The sequence below is a fragment of the Rhodohalobacter sulfatireducens genome, assembly GCF_022012475.1.
Classification (GTDB): domain Bacteria; phylum Bacteroidota; class Rhodothermia; order Balneolales; family Balneolaceae; genus Rhodohalobacter; species Rhodohalobacter sulfatireducens.
In genome coordinates, this window is the sequence record NZ_JAKLWS010000006.1 from 140,998 (window position 1) to 163,136 (window position 22,139).

The following is a 22,139-nucleotide window of genomic DNA, read 5'->3' on the forward strand; positions in this document are numbered from 1 at the left end:
TTCTTTTTTCGAAAAAAGCCACAAAAGCACAAAAAACACTAAAATAATTTTGTGCTTTTGTAATTTAGTGGCTTATTGATCTGCAATAACCCCCTTTTGGTAATGAAAATAATTACCAGCGAAGCAGATTCACTTTAGTAATATCTACAGAGAGGTTGTTTCTGAAGATGGCCAAAATAATTGCAAGCCCGATTACAGCTTCGGCTGCAGCCACCGCTAATGAAAAGAATACCAATATCTGTCCGGTTACATCTCCGTGATACGAACTGAATGAGATGAGTGTGAGATTCACTGCGTTGAGCATCAGCTCCACACACATAAAAATTACAATCGCATTTCTTCGAATGAGAACACCAACCAATCCTATTGTAAACAGAACTGCGCTTAGTGCTAAATACCAATCAATCTCAATCATTCTGATGCTCCGTTATTACTTTTTTTATATTGCGCAATCATGAGTGCACCGACAACTGCGGCTGTTAAGAGTATCGCCGTCATTTCAAATGCGAAAAGATAATCTGTGTAAAGTACATCACCTAATGCTTCAACGGTTCCCGCAGTTTCCATTTCCGGTGATATTTCCGGAAGAAGATCGGCAACACCCTCCAGGCTGTACAGTATCAAGCTGAGAGTTACCACTCCAAGAAAAAAAGCAGAAATGTATTTGGCGCGCACTTTACTAAAGAGTGATCTTTCATCGTCCAAATTCAATAGCATGATGACGAAGAGAAAAAGTACCATAATGGCACCTGCATAAACTAAAATCTGAATCAAGGCGAGAAATTGTGCCTGCAACAACAGGTAGATCCCGGCTATTGAAACCATATTGAGCACTAAAAAAAGTGCACTGTTTACAGTGTTTCTGTTGAGAACCATTCCCAGTCCCGACCCAATGGTCAGAACTGCAAGAAAAATAAATATAAATGTATCCATTCTGATCGTTTAATTACACGAGCGTTAAGGTACCCAAATTTAAAAATGCCATCAAGCGAATTGACGCTTTTTCGTAGTTAAAAAAAATAGATGATCCCTGCGATGCCTACAACCCAGCAGTAATATGAAAAATAGTAGAACTTTGCGTTCTTCAAGAGCTTCACTAGATAACTCAGGGCCAGGTAACCGGAAATAAATGAAGTAAAAAAACCAGCCACAAGTGTTATAACTGCTGCCGCTTCAATACCGGTTTCCATTAAGTCCATCATAGCGAGTAACATCGCTCCTGCGAGAACCGGTAAAACCATTAAAAAAGAGAAATTGGCAACCTCCTCACGCTTCATCCCTGTAAACAGTCCTATAGAAATAGTTGAACCCGAACGACTAATACCAGGTATGATGGCAAAAGCCTGAGCAATTCCCATGATTAAACTCCGAATACCATTGACCTTTTCTTCTGGAGACTTAACAAATTTTGTTGAAAACAGAAGTGTGCCGGTTACCAACAGCATGCAGGAGACAAAAAAGGGATTCAAAAAAAGTTCTTCAATTTTATCCTGTAATGTAAAACCTATAATCATTGCAGGGATCATACTGATGAGAATATAATAAGAGAACTTCACATTAGAATTTGTCTTATACATTCCAATTCTCAGTCCATTGGGCGTTAGACTTTTGAACAGATCCCCCAGGATTTCTGCAATCAGTTTTCGATAATAAAGTACGATACTACAAAACGAACCAAAGTGGACAACAATCTCGAAAGTGATGCCAGCCTCCAAGTCTCGTCCAAAGAGTGAACGGGCTAACACAAGATGACCGGAGCTGCTCACGGGAAGAAACTCAGTAATACCTTGTAGTATTCCAAGAAAAATTGCTTGTAATAAATCCATTTAAAAGTCTTTTATAATCGGGGAAACCATCTTTTAAAATTTTTGAAAATTGCGGGTTTGAGAGATCAAAATTTTGCAGCTAACCATTATTATTCGTTCATTATAACCCGCATTTAAGAGTTTGAAAAGATACCAAATTGAACATCAACATCTAACTGAAATTTGATATATGAGCACTTCTGTTGATATGCAGGCACTGGGTGAAAAAATTGAAAAACACAGTGCGTTTATAGATGATATTTATTCCGAGCTGAACAAAGTGATTGTAGGTCAGCGATACATGATTGACCGATTGTTAATTGGGCTTTTGGCTGATGGCCATGTGCTTCTTGAGGGTGTTCCGGGACTTGCAAAAACATTGACAGTCTCTTCCCTTGCTACTGTTATTAATACAAAGTTTCAGCGAATCCAGTTTACTCCAGATCTCTTGCCTGCCGATCTGATCGGTACTCTGATTTATAACCAAAAAGAGATGAAGTTTACGGTTAAAAAGGGTCCGATCTTCTCAAATATAGTTTTAGCTGATGAAATCAACCGTTCGCCCGCAAAAGTTCAAAGTGCTTTACTGGAAGCCATGCAAGAGCGGCAGGTAACTATTGGGGAGGAAACATTTAAGCTGGAAGTACCATTTCTTGTTTTGGCTACTCAGAATCCAGTAGAGCAAGAAGGGACCTACACCCTGCCTGAAGCCCAGGTGGATCGGTTTATGCTAAAACTAAAGATCGGTTACCCCTCCAAAAGCGAAGAACTTGAAATTATGCGAAGGATGGCAAAAACCGGGGAGAAAGAGGAACTTAAACACGTTGTTACACCTGAACATATCCTGAATGCCCGGGAGGTTATCAACGAAATTTATGTGGATGAAAAAGTAGAACGTTATATTGTGGATCTTATCTTCGCAACAAGAGATCCAGATGATTATAATATTACCGAGTTGGAAGATCTGATTTCATTCGGCGCCTCCCCCAGGGCATCTATAAACATGAATCTTGCAGCCAGGGCGCACGCTTTCATGCAACACCGTGCATACGTAACTCCTGAAGATGTTCGAACAGTTACTCTTGATATTTTACGACATAGGATCATACCAACATTTGAAGCTGAAGCAGAAAACATAACCACAGAGGATATCATTAAAAAGATCTTGTCGAACGTTCAGGTTCCTTAAAAAAGTAAAGCACCGGGAGTTATGTTCCCGGTGTAATTTTATTCCGCTTCTCTATCTTATTATTTATCTCTCTCCAGGTAAAAGTACTTCTTCTTCTATCCATTCTTACTCAGTGAATGTGAAGTATTACTATACATTTTTAAAAGCAAAATAAATCAAATTTTAATTTGACATTTGCATTAAATTTATATCAAGAATAGATATACTTTCTCATAAATAAGAGTATATCTTAATATTATTTAGAATTTATTTAGGGTATTAAATTATCTATTATAAATTTAAAGCTTGACTTATGTAGATTTTAAGTATTTATTAATGTTAGTTATAACATGATTAGATCATAACTCATAATTCAATAATTATGAAAATTAACTTTGTACCAAGATCTAAAATCAAAGTATCGAGAAAGAGCAGATCAAAATACCAAGAATTACGAGAAGCTATTGCAAAACTAAAGCCGGAAGGTGACGCTATTCGGGTTGAGTACTCAACTAAAAAAGAGTTAAACTCTATAAGAAATGTGGCCTATACGTACAACAGAGAGACGAATAGCAATGTTAAAAGTACGACGAATGCTTCTAAAGATGCCGTTTTTTTCTTTGTTGAAAAGCAATAAACTGATATTGGGTCTATAAAAAAAGGCCTCCTGTAAAAACAAGAGGCCTTTGAAACTTTGCTAATATTATGAATTAGCAAGAATTAATTTTCGCTGTTTTTCTCTTTCTCAGCAAGTTTATCTGCCAAACCGGAAACTTCACCCAGGGTTGGAGTGCCTGTTTCAATATCCTCTGATTTCTGAGGACTTTTCTTCGATTTTGGCTTTCTTTTCTTCACATCATCTTCGTCCTGAGATAGCTCAATAGTTTTACTAGACTCATCGAACTCAACAACGTAGCCTTCAATTTTATCTCCTTCACTGAAGTTCTCTTTCAAGTCCTCAACGGACTCTTTAAGTTTGCTTCCAGCGAGGAAAGCATCAACGCCAAGATCCATCTTAACAAACATTCCTTTGTCTGTAATTTTGGAAATTTCGCCTTCAACCTTCGAGCCAATTCCATACTCTTCCGCGTATTTCTCCCACGGATTTTCCTGAACTTGCTTGTGGCCAAGTGTGATTCTACGGTTGTCGAAATCGACGGCAAGAATTACCACTTCAATCTCCTGCCCTTTATCAACTACTTCATTCGGGTGCTCAACTTTTTCCGTCCAGCTTAAGTCAGAAACATGGATAAGTCCATCAATTCCGGGTTCAAGCTCAACAAACACACCAAAGTTGGTGAGGTTTCGGACTTCTCCTTTGTGGGAGGAACCGATAGGATACCGATCCAGAAGGTCTTCCCAAGGATCTTTCTCGAGTTGCTTGACGCCGAGAGAAATTTTCTTCTCATCTTCGTTGATATTCAGAACCACACATTCAATGATGTCATCTTTCTGAACCAGTTGAGATGGGTGTTTGATATGCTGTGTCCAACTCATTTCACTGATGTGAATCAAGCCTTCAACGCCTTTCTCAAGCTCAATAAAAGCACCGTAATCGGCAATAGAAACCACTCGTCCCTGAACTCGCATATTTTCAGGATATTTCTCATAGATCTCATCCCATGGATGCGGTTGAAGTTGCTTCAATCCAAGAGATACTCGTTTGGATTCTTCATCAAAGTCGATTACTGCAACGTTCATACGTTGATCGAGTTTCACGATCTCTTCCGGATGCTCAACACGGCCCCATGAAAGATCAGTAATGTGCAACAGTCCGTCCACACCACCAAGATCGATAAATACACCGAAGTCGGTAATATTCTTCACTATACCTTCGAGAACCTGACCGGCTTCAATCGTTTCGAGAATTTCTTGTCGCTGATCTTCAAGATCAGATTCAATCAATGCTCTGTGTGAAACAACTACGTTTTCAGCCTGCATGTTGAGTTTCACAACCTGGAATTCCATGGTTTTACCAACATAGGCGTCGAAGTCGCGAACAGGGCGAACATCAATTTGAGAACCGGGTAGGAAGGCGTCAATTCCAAACACATCCACGACCATACCACCTTTAATACGTCGCTGGATATAACCTTCGATAACTTCGCCGGTTTCATAAGAATTTTCGAGGTTTTCCCAGGCCTGAAGGATATCCGCTTTTTTACGGGAAAGAATCAATTGCCCTTCCCTGTCTTCTACTTTATCGAGGAAAACCTCAACTTCATCGCCGGGTGCCAGGTTTTCAAGTACTTTGTCAGAAAATTCATTAGCCTGTACAATACCCTCAGACTTAAATCCGATATCAACAATTACATACTTCTCATCAACGGATACAACAATTCCGGTTACAATCTCTTTTTCTTCAATTTCACTGAGAGTGTTCTCATACATTCCGGCCAACTCATGAAATTCTTCATCTGTGTAATCTTCTGAAGCAGCCTGGAGTTGATCAAATGTATAGGTCTTTCCATCTACTTCTCCGGTAAAAGTAGGAACTGATTCTTCTATACTCTCTTCTTCTTCCGTTGTCTCTTCTGTTTCTTCTACTTCTTCTGATGCTTCTTCCGTTTCAGCAACGGTTTCTTCAGTTTCTACTGTTTCCTCAACCTCAGCCCCTTCCGTTGAAGTTTCGGTTGCTACAGTAGTATCGACTTCTTCTTGTTGTTCTTTGTTTTTGTTTACGTCTTCTGTCATTTAGTTACCTGTTAAATACTGCTGCAATTCGACTTTCGAAATGCAGGGTTTAATTATTGTTTTAGTTTAATTTTGTCTCTGATGATACCGACCATTTCATCAATTTGTTCTTCAAATGTTTTACCGGTTGTATCAATTAAGATTGCATTTTCATCTTTTTTAAGCGGATCTGCAGCGCGGCTGCTGTCCTGATGATCCCTGTTTTTTAGATTATCCTTTACTTCTTCAAAAGAAATTGAAGGATCATCAGAAATCAACTCACGATAACGACGCTTTGCCCGTTCCTCCAATGATGCAATCATATAAAACTTAAGATCGGCATCCGGAAAAACCGCTGTTCCCAGATCACGTCCGTCCGCTATATAAGCATCACTCATAACAAGCTTTCTCATATATTGATTCACAAACTTCCGTGCCTCTGGTTGGGCTGCCATTTCACTTACATGATTAGCAACTTGCTGGGTTCGAATATCTTTCGTGATATCTTCACCATTCACATTTATAATGAATGTTTGATTTCGATATTCTGCATCCAGCTTTACGCCCGGCAATATTTTAAAGAACTCCGGCAGATCAGGTTTATCGTTCATCAACCAAAGATATGTAAGCGCTCTGTACAGCGCACCCGAATCGAGATATTGGATATCGAGCAATTCGGCTATTTTCTTTGCGGTAGAACTTTTGCCGGATCCGGCCGGCCCATCAATTACAATGATCATATCAGAGAACAGCTAAATTAAATTTTTTCTGCTTAACATTCAATCACTTCTTGTAAGTTGAATTCAGAAGCGTTAATTTTGTGGTTCTGTAAACTATAAAAGTATTATAAAATTTTATTGATTCGTTATGCCACAGCATCAATCAGCAATCAAAAGAATGCGCCAGAACAAAAAGCGCAGAACTCACAATAATGCACGACGTTCTAAAATGAGAACGCTCGTAAAAAAAGTATTAGACGCAAAAGATAAGGAACAAGCGGAAAAACATCTCAAAGAAGCCGTTAGTTTAATCGACAGGCTGGCTGTAAAAAATGTGATTCACCCGAATCGTGCAGCTCGAAAAAAATCGCAACTTACCACGCACGTAAATAACCTGTCGTAACATTGTCGAAAGCTCTGCTTGTTATATTAGATGGTTTCGGTATTGCCGAAAATCCTGAAGTCAGTGCCGTTGATAAGGCAAACAAACCTTATTTTGATTCTCTCATCAAGAAGTATCCGCACGCTCAGCTTTCAGCCAGCGGCGAAGATGTAGGATTACCGGACGGTCAGTTTGGAAATTCCGAAGTAGGACACCTTAATATTGGGGCCGGCCGAATTGTATGGCAGGAACTTTCCAGGATCAATAAATCGATCAGAGAGGGTGACTTTTTCGAAAATGAGATCCTTACTACTGCATTTGGTAAAGCCAAAGAGAGAGAAAAAATCCATTTTATGGGCCTTTTTTCTGATGGCGGTGTCCACAGTAATAACGAGCACCTGTATGCCCTGCTTGAGATGGCCAAGAAGTATGATCTTGAAAATGCCTATGTGCACGCGTTTACCGATGGACGAGACACCTCACCACATGGCGGTGCTGAATATTTAAAGCAGTTTGAGCAAAAGGCAGATGAGATCGGTGTCGGAACAATGGCTTCCGTAGTGGGAAGGTATTACGCTATGGATCGTGATAATCGCTGGGAACGAACTCAAAAAGCTTACGACCTTCTGATTCATGGAAAAGGTACAGAGGTAGATGAAGCTTCTGAAGTGTTTGAGCAGAGCTATGCAAAAGATGTGACCGACGAATTTTTAGAACCGTACCGAATCAATACCGCGAAGAACAGCCGAATTGAAAAAGGTGATGTGGTTGTATTCTTTAATATTCGCGGAGATCGTGCACGACAAATCACAAAAGCATTTTTCCAGGTTGGAGATATTCCTTTTAAAATGGAAAACCTGGATCTTCATTACGTAACTTTTACGGATTACGATGATACATTCAACTCATTTGCCCACGTAGCCTTCCCTCCCACTCGTCTCAAAAATACAATTGGAGAGTTTGTTAGCGCACAGGGATTAAAACAGCTGCGAATAGCAGAAACAGAAAAATATCCACATGTTACTTACTTTTTTAACGGTGGAGAAGAAACTCCTAGTGAGGGTGAAGACCGGGTTATGGTTCCGAGCCCCAAAGTTGCTACTTACGATCTTCAACCTGAAATGAGCGCGCCGGAAGTTGGAGATAAAGTGGTAGAAGGCCTTCAAAAAGATTACAATCTCGTAATTGTAAATTTTGCAAATCCCGATATGGTAGGCCATACCGGAGATATGGACGCAGCTATAAAAGCTGTGGAAACCGTTGACGAGCAACTTAAAAAAGTAACTGAAACTGCCACTAAGAATGGATATGAAGTTTTGGTCATTGCCGATCATGGGAATGCAGACTGTATGGTCCAGCCGGATGGGAGCCCGCACACGGCTCATACGGCTGTTCCTGTACCAGTTGTACTCGTATCCGAAAGAGATATATCACTTGAGAATGGCATATTGGCAGATGTTTCTCCAACACTTCTAAAAATGATGGATCTGGAACAGCCTGATGAGATGACCCGGTCATCTTTGTTTTAAAAAATTCATTTCACTTCTCAGTTTATTTCAAATTCCTTTTTAATTGTTTGCATTTGCATATTCACCATACTACTTTCGTAGGTGAATGAACTAAAAAACTACTTCAATCGTTAAGCTACAAAGTTAGCAACGACAAATCTTTTAGGTCCCGCTATGGAGGGTAATTTTTCAAGTAAAGTTCGTGATGTAATTCAATTCAGCCGAGAAGAAGCTCTGCGGTTAGGCCATGACTATATTGGCACTGAGCATCTTATCTTGGGAATCGTTCGATTGGGCGACGGAGTCGCTATTCGAATACTTAAGAATCTGAATTGCGATCTATTTAAGCTCAAAAAAACTATCGAAGACACAGTTCGAGGTACCGGAGGTACAGTTACTGTAGGGAATATCCCGCTTACCAAACAGGCTGAAAAGGTACTCCGTATTACTTATCTCGAAGCAAAACTTTATAAAAGTGACACAATAGGAACTGAACATCTTCTGTTATCTCTCCTAAGGGATGAAGAAAATATTGCTGCTCAGATATTGCAACAATTTAGTGTGTCGTACGACGCTGTGCGTGAAGAACTTGACATGATCATCTCCGGAAATACCCGAGATACAGATCAAAAAGATACCCGAACAGCAAGTTCTTCTACACCGCCGTCTTCATCTAAAGGTTCACAATCATCCGGCAGCTCCAGAGAAAAGAAAATGGAAAAGTCAAAAACACCAGTACTTGACAATTTTGGCAGAGATCTTACCCAACTCGCTGAGGATGGTAAACTCGATCCGATTATAGGAAGAGAAAAAGAAATCGAGCGTGTGGCGCAGGTTCTGAGCCGCCGCAAGAAGAATAACCCAGTTCTGATTGGAGAACCGGGAGTAGGAAAAACTGCAATAGCCGAAGGCTTGGCATCAAGAATTATTGAACGAAAAGTATCTCGCGTTCTCTACGATAAGCGCGTAATTGCATTGGATCTTGCTGCACTTGTAGCAGGCACGAAGTATCGTGGTCAGTTTGAAGAACGGATGAAAGCGGTAATGGGTGAACTCGAGAAGACCGATAATGTAATTCTATTTATCGATGAGCTGCATACCATTGTCGGAGCCGGCGGTGCAAGTGGTTCACTGGATGCATCGAACATGCTGAAACCGGCCCTCGCAAGAGGCGAAGTTCAGGCCATCGGTGCCACTACATTGAACGAATACCGACAGTTTATAGAAAAAGACGGTGCTCTCGAAAGGCGATTCCAGAAAATTATGGTCGATCCGACAACGATTGAGGAAACGCTTGAAATTCTTACACAAATTAAAGGGAAATACGAAAAACATCACAGTGTTCGGTATAGCGAAGACGCTATTGATGCATGTGTGAAACTTACAGACCGGTACGTAACCGATCACTTCCTTCCCGATAAGGCAATTGATGCGCTGGATGAAGCTGGCGCTCGTGTTCACTTATCAAACATTACCGTTCCGGATCATATTCTTGAACTCGAAGATGAGATCGAAAAAACAAGCCAGGAGAAAAATTCTATGGTCAAAAAGCAGCGGTTTGAAGAAGCTGCACGCCTCCGGGATACCGAGAAGCGATTGATTGAAGAATTAGACCAGGCTCAGAAGGAATGGGAGAAAGAATCAGAACACATTGTTTACGATGTATCCGATGAGGATGTAGCATCTGTTGTTGCCATGATGAGCGGAGTTCCCGTCAACAAGATCAGCCAGAAAGAAGGTCAGAAACTTCTTCACATGAAAGAGGAGCTTGGCAAGAATATTGTTGGTCAGGAGGAAGCGATCAATAAACTCACAAAAGCCATTCAAAGAACGCGAGCCGGATTAAAAGATCCTTCGCGTCCTATTGGGTCATTCATATTCCTCGGGCCTACCGGTGTAGGTAAAACTGAAATGGCGAAAGTACTTGCAAAATACCTGTTTGATAAGGAAGAAGCCCTGATTCGAATTGATATGAGTGAGTACATGGAAAAATTCAGTGTCTCGCGACTTGTTGGTGCGCCTCCGGGATACGTAGGCTATGAAGAAGGTGGAATTCTGACTGAAAAAGTTCGAAGAAAACCATACAGTGTTGTACTTCTCGATGAAATTGAGAAGGCTCACCCGGATGTGTTTAATATTCTCCTGCAGGTTCTGGATGACGGAATCCTGACGGATAGTCTCGGCAGAAAAGTTGATTTCAGGAATACAATTATTATCATGACATCAAATATTGGTGCTCGTGATATCAGAAATATGGGTAAAGGAATCGGTTTCTCAGCAGGTGACGGAGAGTTCGACTATGCTCAGATGAAGTCGACCATTCAAGATGCACTGAAGAAAGTTTTCAACCCCGAGTTTCTGAACAGAATAGATGATGTTCTGACATTCAGACCACTCGAAAGAGATGATATATTCAAGATAATTGATATTCTTTCTGATGAACTCTTCGTGAGAATTCGAAACCTCGGATATGAACTTGAGCTCACAAAAGGGGCCAAGGATTTCATCACCGACAAAGGATTCGATCAAAAATATGGAGCGCGTCCACTAAAACGTGCCATCCAGAAATATGTGGAAGATCCTCTCGCTGAAGAGCTCTTAGGGGTGGATCATCCCGAAGGATCGCTCATCAAAATTAAGATGAATAAATCCCGTGACGGACTCGAATTCGATTGGACTGAACCTGAATCATCAGCTGCTGAAGCAGAAAATGGAGATGACGGAGATCAGGACAATTCAACCTCCGAAGAATCAGAGCAGGAAGCGAAAGCCTGATAAAAGGTACATAAGAATTGATGCAAAGCACGTGGCCGGTGGTCACGTGCTTTTTTTATGGAATCAACTTTTCGAATCTCAGGAGTTAAAGTTCACAAAGTTGTTGAATAAAATAGCTGTTGTGAGAGCTCTGTTTTGTGCTTTATCCAATATTTGGCACGAACAGTATCTGCAAAATTACAATTCTAAAAAACCACATCCACCAGAAGGTTACGATTCAAACCTGATATTGAATAGGAGTTAGAACCCGTTACAGATAAAGCCACGCGATCAATATTCAGGGTGGAAATTGAAAATGGCACATCTTCCCTGGCAATTTCAAGTTCCGATATACTAACAGCCGTAATTTCCGGTTCTTCTATTGTCATACCACTTTGTGAGCCGCCGAGTGCAATAATTGTTTGAGCTTCAGGATCGTAACCGGCAAAAAGAATAGAGCTCCTTGATGAAGCACTTCCGAGTCTGTTGCCACTTAGAATTTCATAAACCTGAACTCTGCCGCTGGAATAGATTGTAAGATGTGTCGAATCTGTATTTAGCGTTGCACCGATCAGATCTTCATCACTTGTTTGTTGAAAAAGTTCATTCCCAAACCTGTCATACACGGTCGCAGTATGTCCACCGGCCCCTGCGGTGACCAGCGTAATAAACCCACCACTCTCACTGATCCGAACATCCCTGATTTCATCTTCTCTGCTATTGAAAAAAAGGTCTGTATCCTGCTCACCGTAAACAATTTGTGCCCTTGAACCAGTCTCTGGCCCATAAGCAATAACCGGGTTGTAAAGTACAATGGTACTTCCAAATGGATTTGATGCCAACTGCGATTCCTGCTCTCCATCCGTACTCCCCGAACTATTTGAAACCTGGTAACTTGTCTCCCCTTTTGCATTCAAAAAAGTAAAGTTAGCCACATTGTCACGAAGCACGATATCTCCATTATCGAATTGATATGTATTAATTGTGTTATCTGATGGGGTAAAAAATTGGAGGGCTCGTTCGATAAAAAGGTCACCTTCTGCATTGTAGCTCATCAGGTTAATCCCATTGCTTCTCTGTAAAAATGAAGCTCTGCGGTTTGATGATGAGAACGACCAAGCTTCAGGATTCGCTATTTGAGCAGATCCTAAAACAAACTGGTTGCCGGAGACAATCACAGTACCATCACCGGCTGAAAATGTATTGTCAGAAAAGGAGCTCTGAGCCGGGTCAGATTCTATCTCTATCGACTGAGAAAAAAGAGATGGTGAATAACTGATGAAAATAAGTACGGTAAAAAGAAACTTCATCGAATGATAGGTTAATGTTGTTATATTCAAATTCACTTAAAGAACGAGAATTTTGTAATGAAATGCATTGATGTTCTACTCCATTATCATACCGGTATACAACCGACCGGATGAAATCTATGAGTTGCTCGAGAGCCTGACCAAACAGACCTACACAAACTTTGAAGTGCTAATTGTAGAAGATGGTTCCGAAAAAACTTCTAAAGATGTTGTTGATGAATTCTCAAACCGGCTCAACATCAGTTACTATTACAAAGATAACAGCGGACAGGGATTCTCGAGAAACTACGGTTTTGAGCGTGCAAATGGTGAATATTATGTGATGTTTGATTCAGACTGTATCATACCGCAGCACTATTTTGAAACTGTAAATGCATTTCTATCACAAAATCCTGTTGATGCCTGGGGCGGTCCGGATCGCGCTCATCCCTCTTTCACTCAACTACAGAAAGCGATTAATTTTAGTATGACCTCCTTTTTTACGACCGGTGGCATCCGTGGATTAAAGAGAAAAATGGGTACATTTCATCCAAGGAGTTTCAATATGGGAATCAGCCGCGAGGTGTATGAAAAGATCGGTGGATATAAAATTACCCGGATGGGAGAAGATCTTGAGTTTAGCATGCGCATCATTAAAAGTGGATTTAAGTCAGCATTGATTGCAGATGCCTATGTATATCACAAACGTCGAACAAGTCTTCGTCAATTTTTTTGGCAGTTACACTTTTTTGGCCGGGCTCGTATAAATATCAGGCGATTTTATCCCGAAGAAGTAAAACTCGTTCACCTCTTCCCCACTTTCTTTTTTATCGGTTTAATTCTTTCGGTAGCGTTCTTAGTACTCAATATTGCAATGCTTAAACAGTTTTATCTCCTCTACATTCTATATGCCATATTACTTTTTGCAAGTGCGTTTATAAAAGAGAAAAGCTTCAAGATTGCATTACTTTCTATCGTAACCGCTTTTACTCAACTCTCTGCGTATTCCATTGGATTCCTTTCAGAATTATCAAAAGATTTATTGAAAAAAACGAAAATTTAACCCGGTTTGAAATTGCAATCAGATTCAAAAACTTTTATCTTATGATTCTTTTGACAATCTGATACAAACAAACCCATTCATTGATTTTTGAATGGAGTTACGGGGAGTGGCGCAGGCCGGTAGCGCATTCGCTTTGGGAGCGAAGGGTCGCAGGTTCAAATCCTGTCTCCCCGACATAATATTTAGTTTTGACATATTGCTTTGAATAGTTTGGGAAATGCCCCAGGCTGGCAACAAATCCCGACAGGCTTGTCGGGAGGGTCGCAGGTTTCCCGACTCCTCGGGATCTCCCCGACTTTTAGGAAGGTTGAATTGTGAATGTTGGATTCATTGCGGGCGCGATTGAAATTCGCCATTCAACACTCAACAATCTTCATTCCAATTAGCGCCCATAGCTCAACTGGATAGAGCAACGGCCTTCTAAGCCGTAGGTTACAGGTTCGACTCCTGTTGGGCGTACGAAGGTTTCTTGATTTGAATGATTGACAATCATTAATTTGTATTTATACGTCATTCAGAGGTGACTTTAACAAAGGCGACATGGCCGAGTGGTTAGGCAGAGGTCTGCAAAACCTCGTACGGCGGTTCGAATCCGCCTGTCGCCTCTTTTTTTATTGGATATATTTTGCCGCGTTCGTCTAGGGGTTTAGGACGCCGCCCTTTCACGGCGGTAACACGGGTTCGAATCCCGTACGCGGTACATTATGGAGCTTGTAGCTCAGTTGGTTAGAGCGCCAGGTTGTGGCCCTGGAGGCCGTGGGTTCAAATCCCATCAGGCTCCCCATTTCAGTGAACATTTCACAGTGATCAGTTATCAGAAGGAACAGTCTTTATCTCTGATAACTGATCACTGTTTTATTGTGAAGCTGTTCTGCCGCGTTCGTCTAGGGGTTTAGGACGCCGCCCTTTCACGGCGGTAACACGGGTTCAAATCCCGTACGCGGTACATAAGAAATCCCGGACCTCTCAAAAAGACCCGGGATTTCTTGTTTTAACAGGTTGATCTGATGAATTTCTGGCTTTTTATGCCATTTAAACTATTATGTGAATATAATTTCAGCACCGGCAGATTTCTCATAGAACTCTCCGACTGTGATTATGCCGTCTACTTGCTCACAGAAATCAGATTCATCTAAATGAAACATGTCTACTGTAGCTTTACATGCATAAATTTCGGCTCCAGTATCGTGTATCATCTCTATAAACTCCCTGACAGGAGGAATATCTAAATTTTCCATTTCCTCTTTCATCTTCTTAGTTGCAAAAGATGACATCCCCGGTAGGCCTCCCAGCATTGTTGGTATATGCATAGCTGGATTCCCAACGGTAGGTACTTTTAGATTATCCATCTTATCATTGATGATTGCTTCGAGGCCAAAAAATGTAAAGAATAGCGTTGCTTCTATTCCCTCCATCCGGGCTCCGTTTCCCATAATCAAACCCGGGTACACACCATCCAAAGATCCTTTTGAGATGATGAGCGATACTTTTTTAATTGGCTCTTTTGATGATTTTATCTCATCCAATCCTTTTGTTTTTTCTTTAGTTACAAATTGTGTCATAGTAATTCCCTCCTTTTAAATACAACCTTTTGGTTTTGGTAATCCGGCAATTTTTGCAGCTTTTTTAGCCGGCCCTTTTGGAAATAACTGGTAAAGTTCTTTCGTAGAAACACCGCTTTCTTTCGTCAATTTTCTGATAGACGGCGCATCCCCCTGCTCGTCAAATTCCTTTTGGATATATTTAATCACTTTCCAATGGCGGTCAGTCAATTCACCTACATCCTCAATATTTGCTAACTCCTGGGCTAGTTCTTCCGACCAATCCTCGCGATTCGCCAGGTGTCCGTCTTGATCAAGTAGAACTGTTTTTTCTTGTTTGGTTTCTGAAGTCATCTTTTTACCTCGATTTTATTTTATAGTTGTAAAGTCTTTGTCTCCTGTTCCTCTTTTTCCGGTACGATCTTTCCTGCCATCGACATTTGCGATTCTAACGGAAGGTCTCTCCCTTTGATTAACATGTTCCAATAAAGCCACTTGAATCCCATTTTCCCGATATGATTCATTTTGGTTTCTTTTAAGAGAGAAAATGGCCCAATGCCAGGTATTGGGAATTTTCCGGGGAGTGGTTCAGTATCGTAGTTAAAGTCTATAAGAAGCCCCTTGCCATCTCCCGATTCGATAAAGCAGTTCGCATGCCCGTCAAACGATGCAGTGAGCGGTTCACCATTAATATGGCTCAAAAGATTTTCGAAAAGCACATCTGATTCAAAATGGGCAACCGATCCCGCTTTTGATGAAGGAAGATTTGTTGCATCACCAATTACAAATATATTCTCCCAGTTTTCTGATTGCAGGGTATGATTATCAGTCGGAATAAAATTCAGTTCATCTCCCATTTCACTCTTCTCAATAGCCTCTATTCCCATATTTGTTGGAATCGTTACTAAAAGATCGAACTCAACTTCTCTTTCATCCCAGGAGATAATTTTCTTCTCTTCATTATCAACCCGCCCAATATTGAATTCTGTAACAAGATTAATATTCTTCTCTTCTAAAAAATTACCTAATTCTCTTGCGGCAATCGGTTTCGTAAATGCGGCATCGAGAGGGGTGACAAATATGATTTCCACCTTGTCTCGCATTCCTTTTTTCTTGAAATAATCATCTGCAAGAAATAGAAATTCTAAAGGAGCTACCGGGCATTTGATCGGCATTTCGGCAATATTCAAGACCAGCTTTCCACCTTCCCAATCATCCAAAAACTCTGCCAATGCCAAAGCTCCTTCAATGGTATAAAAATCAAATATTGATTTCTTCCAGAGCTCATCGGTCATCCCCTCGATTTCGTCAGGTCGTATCTCTGTGCCCGTTGCAATAATCAAATAATCGTAGGAAAGAACATCACCACTCGACAAGTGTACCTTGTTTTCCTCCGGTTTGATCAAATCTATCTCAGAAACGATAACATTCGTGTCCTTAGGAAAGAAATTTTTCTTGGGTTTGATAACATCTTCCTTTGAATAAATTCCGAATGGTATAAACAAAAACCCTGGTTGATAATAGTGTGTTTCGTCTTTATCGACTATGGTGAGTCTAAATTCGTCTGACTTCAGGGCTTTACTGAGCTTGTTGGCCATCATTGTTCCCGAAGTCCCTGCTCCTAATATGAGGATATCTTTCATGATTGTTCCCTCCTGTAGTTGTATAGTGAAGAATCTCTTTTTTCTTTAACCTAATTTAAATTTGATAAAAAATATTTGTTAAAATTTCTATCGTTAAATAGGTCAAATTAATTAATGAAGATGATTCATTTCATCCGTTTGATTGCGCCTAGAATGTTTTTTGTTTGTTTGTTAATGATGCGATAAATATGGTTATAATTGTAATTAAGAGGAAGGGTACTTAATCTGATTGGGTAATAAGGGCATTCCCTACAATAGTAGGGATTTCCCCTAAAAACAGTAGATACTGGTGAGATAATAAAGACGATTAAAAAATTTTGTTATTTATTGGATCCTCTGCCCGTTTGTAGGTGAAGAATTTGTACATAAACTTTTCCGCTTTCGAAAACTGCTCACCCTAAATTGAAATTTCTGAAATTATAATTTATCAAATCTACATATTCGAATAGTTTATTATTGATTTAGTGACTGGTTTTAAATAACCTGTTTTATATATGCTTTGCTCAAAGTCTATATCATAAAAAAATTCGGGAATCTAATTTCTGAGGTCAATTTATCCCGAGAACGAACTATCTATTGATTAATCTAAATGGAGTGAATATGTCTAATATTTCTCGTAAAAATTTTCTGCGAAACAGTGCCCTCGGTTTGGCCGGTTTTGCTATTGCCCCAAAAAGCGGAAAAGCCGCTGAACGATTTGAGGAACTGAAAGACCGTGACTGGAAGAAAAAATTTCAGGCAAATGATCAAATTCAAATTGCTACCATCGGCATGGGGATTATCGCCCATTTTGATACGCCAACTGCTTTAGAGGTGCCCGGTGTAAAAATGGTTGCTGCGGCAGACTGCTATGACTCAAGACTGGTTCGAACAAAAGAAGTGTTTGGCGATGATGTCTTTACCACAAAAGACTATAGAGAGATCCTTGAACGAGATGATGTTGATGCCGTGCTGCTCTGTACACCCGACCACTGGCATGCAAAACACTCCATCGACTTTTTAGGCGCCGGCAAGCATGTGTACTGCGAAAAACCGATGGTACAAAGAATTGATGAAGGACTCGACGTGATCAATGCCGATCAGAATAGTAATGCAGTTTTGCAGGTAGGAAGCCAGTTTACCAGCGACATGATTTTCCAAAAAGCTAAGGAACTTTATGAATCCGGTGCGATCGGGACTTTGAACCAGGTGGTTGCCGTTTACAATCGTAACTCTTCACTTGGGGCATGGCAATATTCTATGCCTGAGGATGCTACACCGGATACAGTTGACTGGGATACATTCCTCGGTGATGCACCTGACCGCCCCTGGGATCCTAAACGATTTTTCAGATGGAGATGCTACGACGATTACGGAACTGGTGTTCCCGGCGATCTTTTTGTACATCTCTTTACCGGTATTCATACGGTTCTCGGTGCCGTTGGCCCCACACATGTTTCCGGTACAGGCGGTCTACGATCCTGGTTTGACGGACGTGAAGCGCCGGATGTAATTAATGGCCAATACCACTACCCTGAAACTGACAATCATCCGGATTTTACGCTGACCCTTCAAAGTAACCTTGCCGATGGCGGAGGAACGGGTACACGATTCCAGTTTATCGGGGATGAAGGTGCTATGGAAATTGCACCCGGAAATTCTGTTAAACTGACTCGAATCCCAAGAAGAGAACCTTCTATGGATGATCTCCAGGGATATAACTCGCTTCTGACATTTTCAGAAGAAGTACAGGAAGAGTTCAAGCAGAACTACAGGGAACAACATGCTGATGAGGTTGAATACCAACCTGAAATGAATCAGACAGAAGAATTCCGAACTCCAGACGGATACGATTCAAGGCTGGACCACTTCGTCAATTTCTTTGATTCCATAAGGAACGGCACCCCTGTATTTGAAGATTCCACTTTTGGATTCAGAGCTGCAGCCCCTGCCCTTTTAACAAATACAAGTTTGAAGGAGCAACGCGTTGTTCGTTGGGATCCAGAGAATATGAGAGTTCCCTCTTAATTAAACCCTATAAACAAAAACCCTGCTCAGCATCAAACCGGGCAGGGTTTTTTTATGTGCAAATATATTGAATTAGTCCATCGCCTGTGTAACTTGCGTATCGTACACTTTTACATCCGCCCAAAGACTTTCGTATTGATCGATGAACTCCATATGGTCAGGGTGTTCGGCATAAACTTCATAATCATCCATCGTTTCAAACCAGGTAAAGATCGAATAGCCAAATGAGTGATCGGTTACCTCTCGATCCGGAGTACCGGCCGGGACTCCCATTTCAGATCTATAGATCTCTTCGATAGAAAGAAGCGCCTCAAGTCCCTCCTCAAATTGCTGTCGTTCTTCTTCTGTTACATCTTCATTCAGATAAAAATAAACCGTGTGTTGCAGCATACCGATAGTGTTTTCTGTGGTTGAGGTTGATATCTCGTTTGATGATTCGCTTTGCATCTCCATTGAATTATCCTGGCTCTGCTGGCATGCAGTTGCAAAAAATGCAAGAGCTAACGTAAGAACAAAAAGAGTCCGTTTCATATCCCTGAATTAGTTAAAGTTTGAGTTTTAGCCTTGGCAATATACATATTGATATCTGTTTTCTCTATTTAGTGATTTATTCCTTGAATTTTCCTACATCTATTTTTATCGATATAATTTCACATCAAAGTTAATGACCTTTTATGCCAACTATCAATCCATACCTCAATTTCCAGGGAAACACCGAAGAAGCATTCATATTCTATCAATCCATATTCGGCGGTGAGTTTATCGGGGGAATTACCCGGTTCAGTGATACCCCTGAAGGCAATAACTTGCCTGAAAATGAACGAGACAAAGTTATGCATATCGCCCTGCCAATCGGCGATCGGAATATGATTATGGGAACAGACGCTCTTGAATCAATGAACCAAACTGTCGAACAAGGAAGTAACTTTTATATTTCTATCCAGGCCGACAGCAAAGAGCAAGCCGATCAATATTTCAACGGCCTTTCTGACGAAGCCGAAATCGAGATGGAGATGCAGAATATGTTTTGGGGTGATTACTTCGGAATGCTAACGGATAAATTCGGTATTAAATGGATGGTTAGTTTTTCTGAAAATAGTTAGTACGAAACATCACCATAGAAACTACAGATATCTACGAATGTCCTGCCGGACAAACAATCATTACCCTTTCAAAACTCATCAGCTCGGGTTTTCTATGATTGGTTTTGCTAACCCCGGACTGTGGACTTTTCTGTCCTTGTCCGAGGCTATTCATATTTCGCCCTTTCACGGCACTTCTATCCTATGATTAATTTCTATTTTTGAAAGATTATATTCTGTTCAAGATCCTCAATCTGAATTTTAAACTCGCCTTCTTCGGTGATCCACTCATTGTCTCTTCCTACAAAAGCGAGATCATCTGCAGTGATTGAGAAACGAACGGTTTGAGTTTCGCCGGGTTCTAAATTAACCTTTTCAAATCCGCGGAGCCGTTTAACAGGTGGTGTGATGCTTGCCACGAGATCACTCACGTAGAGCTGAACCACATCTTTTCCAGCCATTTCACCCGAATTCGTGATATCCACGGAGATCTCCAGTTCATCATCAGCACCAAATGTGGCTTTACTCACTGTCAGATTGCTATAATCGTAACTTGTATAGCTTAAACCAGTACCAAATTCCCACTCAGGGTTAAATCCAAGTGGCCCCACTTCATCCGTGTAGTTATGATCATACGGCACGATATCATTCGAATCGCTTGGGTAGGTAAATGGCAGGTGTCCGCTTGGATTTTGGTCTCCAAACAGAATATCAGCAATGGCTCGCCCTCCTTCATGCGCCGGCAGGTATGCCATCACAATTCCATCCGCTTCAGGAACAATATCATTAATTATTCTCGGCCGTCCTTCAACCATCACCAACACAATAGGCGTTCCGGTTGCCGCTACCTGTTTTACAAGTTCACGCTGAGCTTCCGGTAGATGCATATCAGAAAGATCCCCCGGCATTTCTGTATATGTAGCCTCACCAATCGCTATGACGGCAACATCTGATTCCCGAGCCGCCTGAACTACAACGTCAATATCAATTTCTTCATCGATGGATGTTCCCTCCGCATAATTCACATTGTTTTCTCCGATCTCATCGCGAATAGCATCCAGGATTGTTTTCTTCCCGGGAGTATCATACTGCGGATCATCTCCCTGCCAGGTTCGGCTCCATCCCCCATTCAAATAGATCAATGAATGGGCGGTTGGGCCGGTAACTAACACATTGGCCTCTTTACTTAAAGGAAGAATTTCGGCCTCATTTTTCAAAAGTGTGATCGATTCAACTGCTGTTTGATAACTCGCCTGTTGATGTTCATTTGAAGCGAATTTCGAATAATCAATATCCGGATGATAGGCTTGATCAAACAATCCGAGCAGGAATTTCACTCTCAAAATTCTTTCGACGGATTCATTAATCCGGCTCATCGGTACTTCCCCTTCTTCAACCAGCTCTTTCAGCAATCGGGGAAACTCCAGGTCAAGCGGAACCATGCTCATGTCTACACCGGCATTGATCGCGACTTTGATCGATTCTTTGTAATCTTTTGTGATTTTATGTCGATCGTGCAAATAGATAATATCTGCCCAGTCGCTCACAGCAATTCCTTTAAAACCAAGTTCATCGCGTAATAAACCCGTCAAAATCTCTTCATTTGCGTGAACCGGAATTCCATTCACTTCACCCGAATTGATCATTACCGTATGTACTCCCGCATCAAATACAGCTTCAAATGGGGGTAGAATATGTTCGCGGAGCTGAATGTCAGGAATCCAAGCCACCGTCCGGTCATGCCCGGAAGCCGGAAGACTGTACCCAAGAAAATGTTTGGCCGTTGCGGCTACCCGATACGGACTGCTTACGTCATCTCCCTGGAAACCTTCTACCATGGCCTCTCCCATTTTTGATGCAAGGTGTACATCCTCACCAAATGTCTCCCAAAATCGCGGCCATTCAGGGTTCCTTCCTATATCAAGTACAGGTGAAAAATTCCATGGAATCCATGATGCACGGGTTTCATAAGCAGAAATTCGTGATCCCTCCCGGATCAAATCCGTATTCCAGGTTGCCGCCATCCCGATCTGTTGTGGAAAAAGTGTTGACCCCATTGTATAGTTCGCTCCATGAACGGAATCAATGCCATAAATGACAGGAATTCCGGTCGGTTTTTCGTCGATTGCCATATCTTGGATTTGACGGATCACACTATGCCATTCATCAAGGGTGTAGGCGTGACCTGCTACATTCAAAATGGAACCAACGCGGTAATTTAGCAACACATTTCGCAGGCTCTCTTCATTCAGCTCATCCGGTTCTGCACCCGGTGTTGAAACCATGTCGATAGCCAGTTGCGTCATCTCTCCCACTTTGTCCGTGAGGGTCATTGTTTGCATCACAGAATCAACTTTTTGGGAGATCTGTTCTTCCGTTAACTGGGCCAAACTATCTATAGCAGTCATTCCAATAATTAAAATGGTTAACAGTATTTTTTTCATTGTAAGAGATATTTGTTGATGAGTACTTTTATGATTTTCTTAAAAGCAATTTATTATCAAT

General features: G+C 41.2%; 19 protein-coding genes and 6 tRNA genes. 14 read left to right on the top strand and 11 right to left on the bottom strand.

Translation table 11 applies throughout. The features are described 5' to 3' along the window. Positions 1 to 112 precede the first annotated feature (112 nt). The 3 genes from nuoK to L6773_RS07030 form a co-directional block, all read right to left on the bottom strand. Positions 113 to 415: an NADH-quinone oxidoreductase subunit NuoK gene (nuoK, locus tag L6773_RS07020; RefSeq protein WP_237853161.1), complete on the bottom strand. Its 303-nt coding sequence runs from the start codon at positions 413 to 415 to the stop codon at positions 113 to 115. Then, positions 412 to 933, bottom strand: coding sequence for an NADH-quinone oxidoreductase subunit J family protein (locus L6773_RS07025; protein WP_237853162.1), 522 nt, complete (start codon positions 931 to 933; stop codon positions 412 to 414). The genes nuoK and L6773_RS07025 overlap by 4 nt, the downstream gene beginning before the upstream one ends. A gap of 77 nt (positions 934 to 1,010) precedes the next feature. Next, entirely contained in the window at positions 1,011 to 1,826 is an 816-nt protein-coding gene (locus tag L6773_RS07030; RefSeq protein ID WP_237853163.1) for an undecaprenyl-diphosphate phosphatase, read from the bottom strand. A 169-nt stretch (positions 1,827 to 1,995) separates the two neighbouring features. On the opposite strand from L6773_RS07030, the gene L6773_RS07035 reads away from it, so the two are divergent. Both L6773_RS07035 and L6773_RS07040 read left to right on the top strand, forming a co-directional pair. Continuing rightward, on the top strand, positions 1,996 to 2,994 hold the full coding sequence (locus L6773_RS07035) for an AAA family ATPase (RefSeq protein WP_237853164.1): 999 nt from the start codon (positions 1,996 to 1,998) through the stop codon (positions 2,992 to 2,994). Positions 2,995 to 3,355: 361 nt separating this feature from the next. Further along, positions 3,356 to 3,610: a hypothetical protein gene (locus L6773_RS07040; protein WP_237853165.1), complete on the top strand. Its 255-nt coding sequence runs from the start codon at positions 3,356 to 3,358 to the stop codon at positions 3,608 to 3,610. An 83-nt stretch (positions 3,611 to 3,693) separates the two neighbouring features. Here the strand turns inward: L6773_RS07040 and rpsA are convergent, their stop codons facing one another. Together rpsA and cmk are read right to left on the bottom strand one after the other, a co-directional pair. Further along, on the bottom strand, positions 3,694 to 5,667 hold the full coding sequence (rpsA, locus tag L6773_RS07045) for a 30S ribosomal protein S1 (protein WP_237853166.1): 1,974 nt from the start codon (positions 5,665 to 5,667) through the stop codon (positions 3,694 to 3,696). Positions 5,668 to 5,720: 53 nt separating this feature from the next. Next, a complete protein-coding gene (cmk, locus tag L6773_RS07050) occupies positions 5,721 to 6,386 on the bottom strand; it encodes a (d)CMP kinase (protein WP_237853167.1) in 666 nt (221 codons plus the stop codon). Positions 6,387 to 6,513: 127 nt separating this feature from the next. Here cmk and rpsT point away from each other — a divergent pair, with 127 nt between their 5' ends. The 3 genes from rpsT (at position 6,514) to L6773_RS07065 (ending at position 11,030) form a co-directional block, all read left to right on the top strand. Further along, complete coding sequence (rpsT, locus tag L6773_RS07055) at positions 6,514 to 6,768, top strand: 30S ribosomal protein S20 (protein ID WP_255727718.1); 255 nt, start codon at positions 6,514 to 6,516, stop codon at positions 6,766 to 6,768. A 2-nt stretch (positions 6,769 to 6,770) separates the two neighbouring features. Beyond that, entirely contained in the window at positions 6,771 to 8,276 is a 1,506-nt protein-coding gene (gpmI, locus tag L6773_RS07060) for a 2,3-bisphosphoglycerate-independent phosphoglycerate mutase (RefSeq protein ID WP_237853169.1), read from the top strand. A gap of 153 nt (positions 8,277 to 8,429) precedes the next feature. Next, on the top strand, positions 8,430 to 11,030 hold the full coding sequence (locus L6773_RS07065; RefSeq protein ID WP_237853170.1) for an ATP-dependent Clp protease ATP-binding subunit: 2,601 nt from the start codon (positions 8,430 to 8,432) through the stop codon (positions 11,028 to 11,030). Positions 11,031 to 11,215: 185 nt separating this feature from the next. Here the strand turns inward: L6773_RS07065 and L6773_RS07070 are convergent, their stop codons facing one another. Continuing rightward, positions 11,216 to 12,319, bottom strand: a complete 1,104-nt coding sequence (locus L6773_RS07070; protein ID WP_237853171.1) for a hypothetical protein — start codon at positions 12,317 to 12,319, stop codon at positions 11,216 to 11,218. Positions 12,320 to 12,389: 70 nt separating this feature from the next. On the opposite strand from L6773_RS07070, the gene L6773_RS07075 reads away from it, so the two are divergent. The 7 genes from L6773_RS07075 to L6773_RS07105 all read left to right on the top strand — a co-directional run bounded on the left by L6773_RS07075 (position 12,390) and on the right by L6773_RS07105 (position 14,307). After that, a complete protein-coding gene (locus tag L6773_RS07075) occupies positions 12,390 to 13,361 on the top strand; it encodes a glycosyltransferase family 2 protein (protein WP_237853172.1) in 972 nt (323 codons plus the stop codon). Between the two features lie 100 nt (positions 13,362 to 13,461). Further along, positions 13,462 to 13,535, top strand: a tRNA-Pro gene (locus L6773_RS07080). Positions 13,536 to 13,746: 211 nt separating this feature from the next. Beyond that, a tRNA-Arg gene (locus L6773_RS07085) sits at positions 13,747 to 13,820 on the top strand. Between the two features lie 75 nt (positions 13,821 to 13,895). Continuing rightward, positions 13,896 to 13,966, top strand: a tRNA-Cys gene (locus L6773_RS07090). A gap of 22 nt (positions 13,967 to 13,988) precedes the next feature. Beyond that, positions 13,989 to 14,061: transfer RNA gene (locus L6773_RS07095), tRNA-Glu, on the top strand. 7 nt (positions 14,062 to 14,068) lie between these two features. Further along, positions 14,069 to 14,145, top strand: a tRNA-His gene (locus L6773_RS07100). Positions 14,146 to 14,234: 89 nt separating this feature from the next. Beyond that, a tRNA-Glu gene (locus tag L6773_RS07105) sits at positions 14,235 to 14,307 on the top strand. A gap of 94 nt (positions 14,308 to 14,401) precedes the next feature. Here the strand turns inward: L6773_RS07105 and L6773_RS07110 are convergent. The 3 genes from L6773_RS07110 to sqr are packed head-to-tail and all read right to left on the bottom strand — an operon-like array spanning position 14,402 to position 16,545. After that, positions 14,402 to 14,923, bottom strand: coding sequence for a DsrE/DsrF/DrsH-like family protein (locus L6773_RS07110; protein ID WP_237853173.1), 522 nt, complete (start codon positions 14,921 to 14,923; stop codon positions 14,402 to 14,404). Between the two features lie 15 nt (positions 14,924 to 14,938). Continuing rightward, a complete protein-coding gene (locus L6773_RS07115) occupies positions 14,939 to 15,256 on the bottom strand; it encodes a TusE/DsrC/DsvC family sulfur relay protein (RefSeq protein ID WP_237853174.1) in 318 nt (105 codons plus the stop codon). Between the two features lie 20 nt (positions 15,257 to 15,276). Next, complete coding sequence (gene sqr, locus L6773_RS07120; RefSeq protein ID WP_237853175.1) at positions 15,277 to 16,545, bottom strand: type III sulfide quinone reductase, selenoprotein subtype; 1,269 nt, start codon at positions 16,543 to 16,545, stop codon at positions 15,277 to 15,279. Positions 16,546 to 17,145: 600 nt separating this feature from the next. Between sqr and L6773_RS07125 the strand changes: the two genes are divergently transcribed. Beyond that, positions 17,146 to 18,552 carry a Gfo/Idh/MocA family protein gene (locus L6773_RS07125; RefSeq protein ID WP_237853176.1) on the top strand — a complete coding sequence of 469 codons (1,407 nt, stop codon included), beginning with the start codon at positions 17,146 to 17,148 and terminating at the stop codon, positions 18,550 to 18,552. 72 nt (positions 18,553 to 18,624) lie between these two features. Here the strand turns inward: L6773_RS07125 and L6773_RS07130 are convergent, their stop codons facing one another. Beyond that, entirely contained in the window at positions 18,625 to 19,083 is a 459-nt protein-coding gene (locus L6773_RS07130) for a Dabb family protein (RefSeq protein WP_237853177.1), read from the bottom strand. A gap of 143 nt (positions 19,084 to 19,226) precedes the next feature. Here L6773_RS07130 and L6773_RS07135 point away from each other — a divergent pair, with 143 nt between their 5' ends. Then, positions 19,227 to 19,655 carry a VOC family protein gene (locus L6773_RS07135; RefSeq protein WP_237853178.1) on the top strand — a complete coding sequence of 143 codons (429 nt, stop codon included), beginning with the start codon at positions 19,227 to 19,229 and terminating at the stop codon, positions 19,653 to 19,655. 194 nt (positions 19,656 to 19,849) lie between these two features. Here the strand turns inward: L6773_RS07135 and L6773_RS07140 are convergent, their stop codons facing one another. Beyond that, positions 19,850 to 22,078 (bottom strand): glycoside hydrolase family 3 N-terminal domain-containing protein, encoded by a 2,229-nt coding sequence (locus L6773_RS07140; protein ID WP_237853179.1) that lies wholly within the window; start codon positions 22,076 to 22,078, stop codon positions 19,850 to 19,852. Positions 22,079 to 22,139 lie beyond the last annotated feature (61 nt).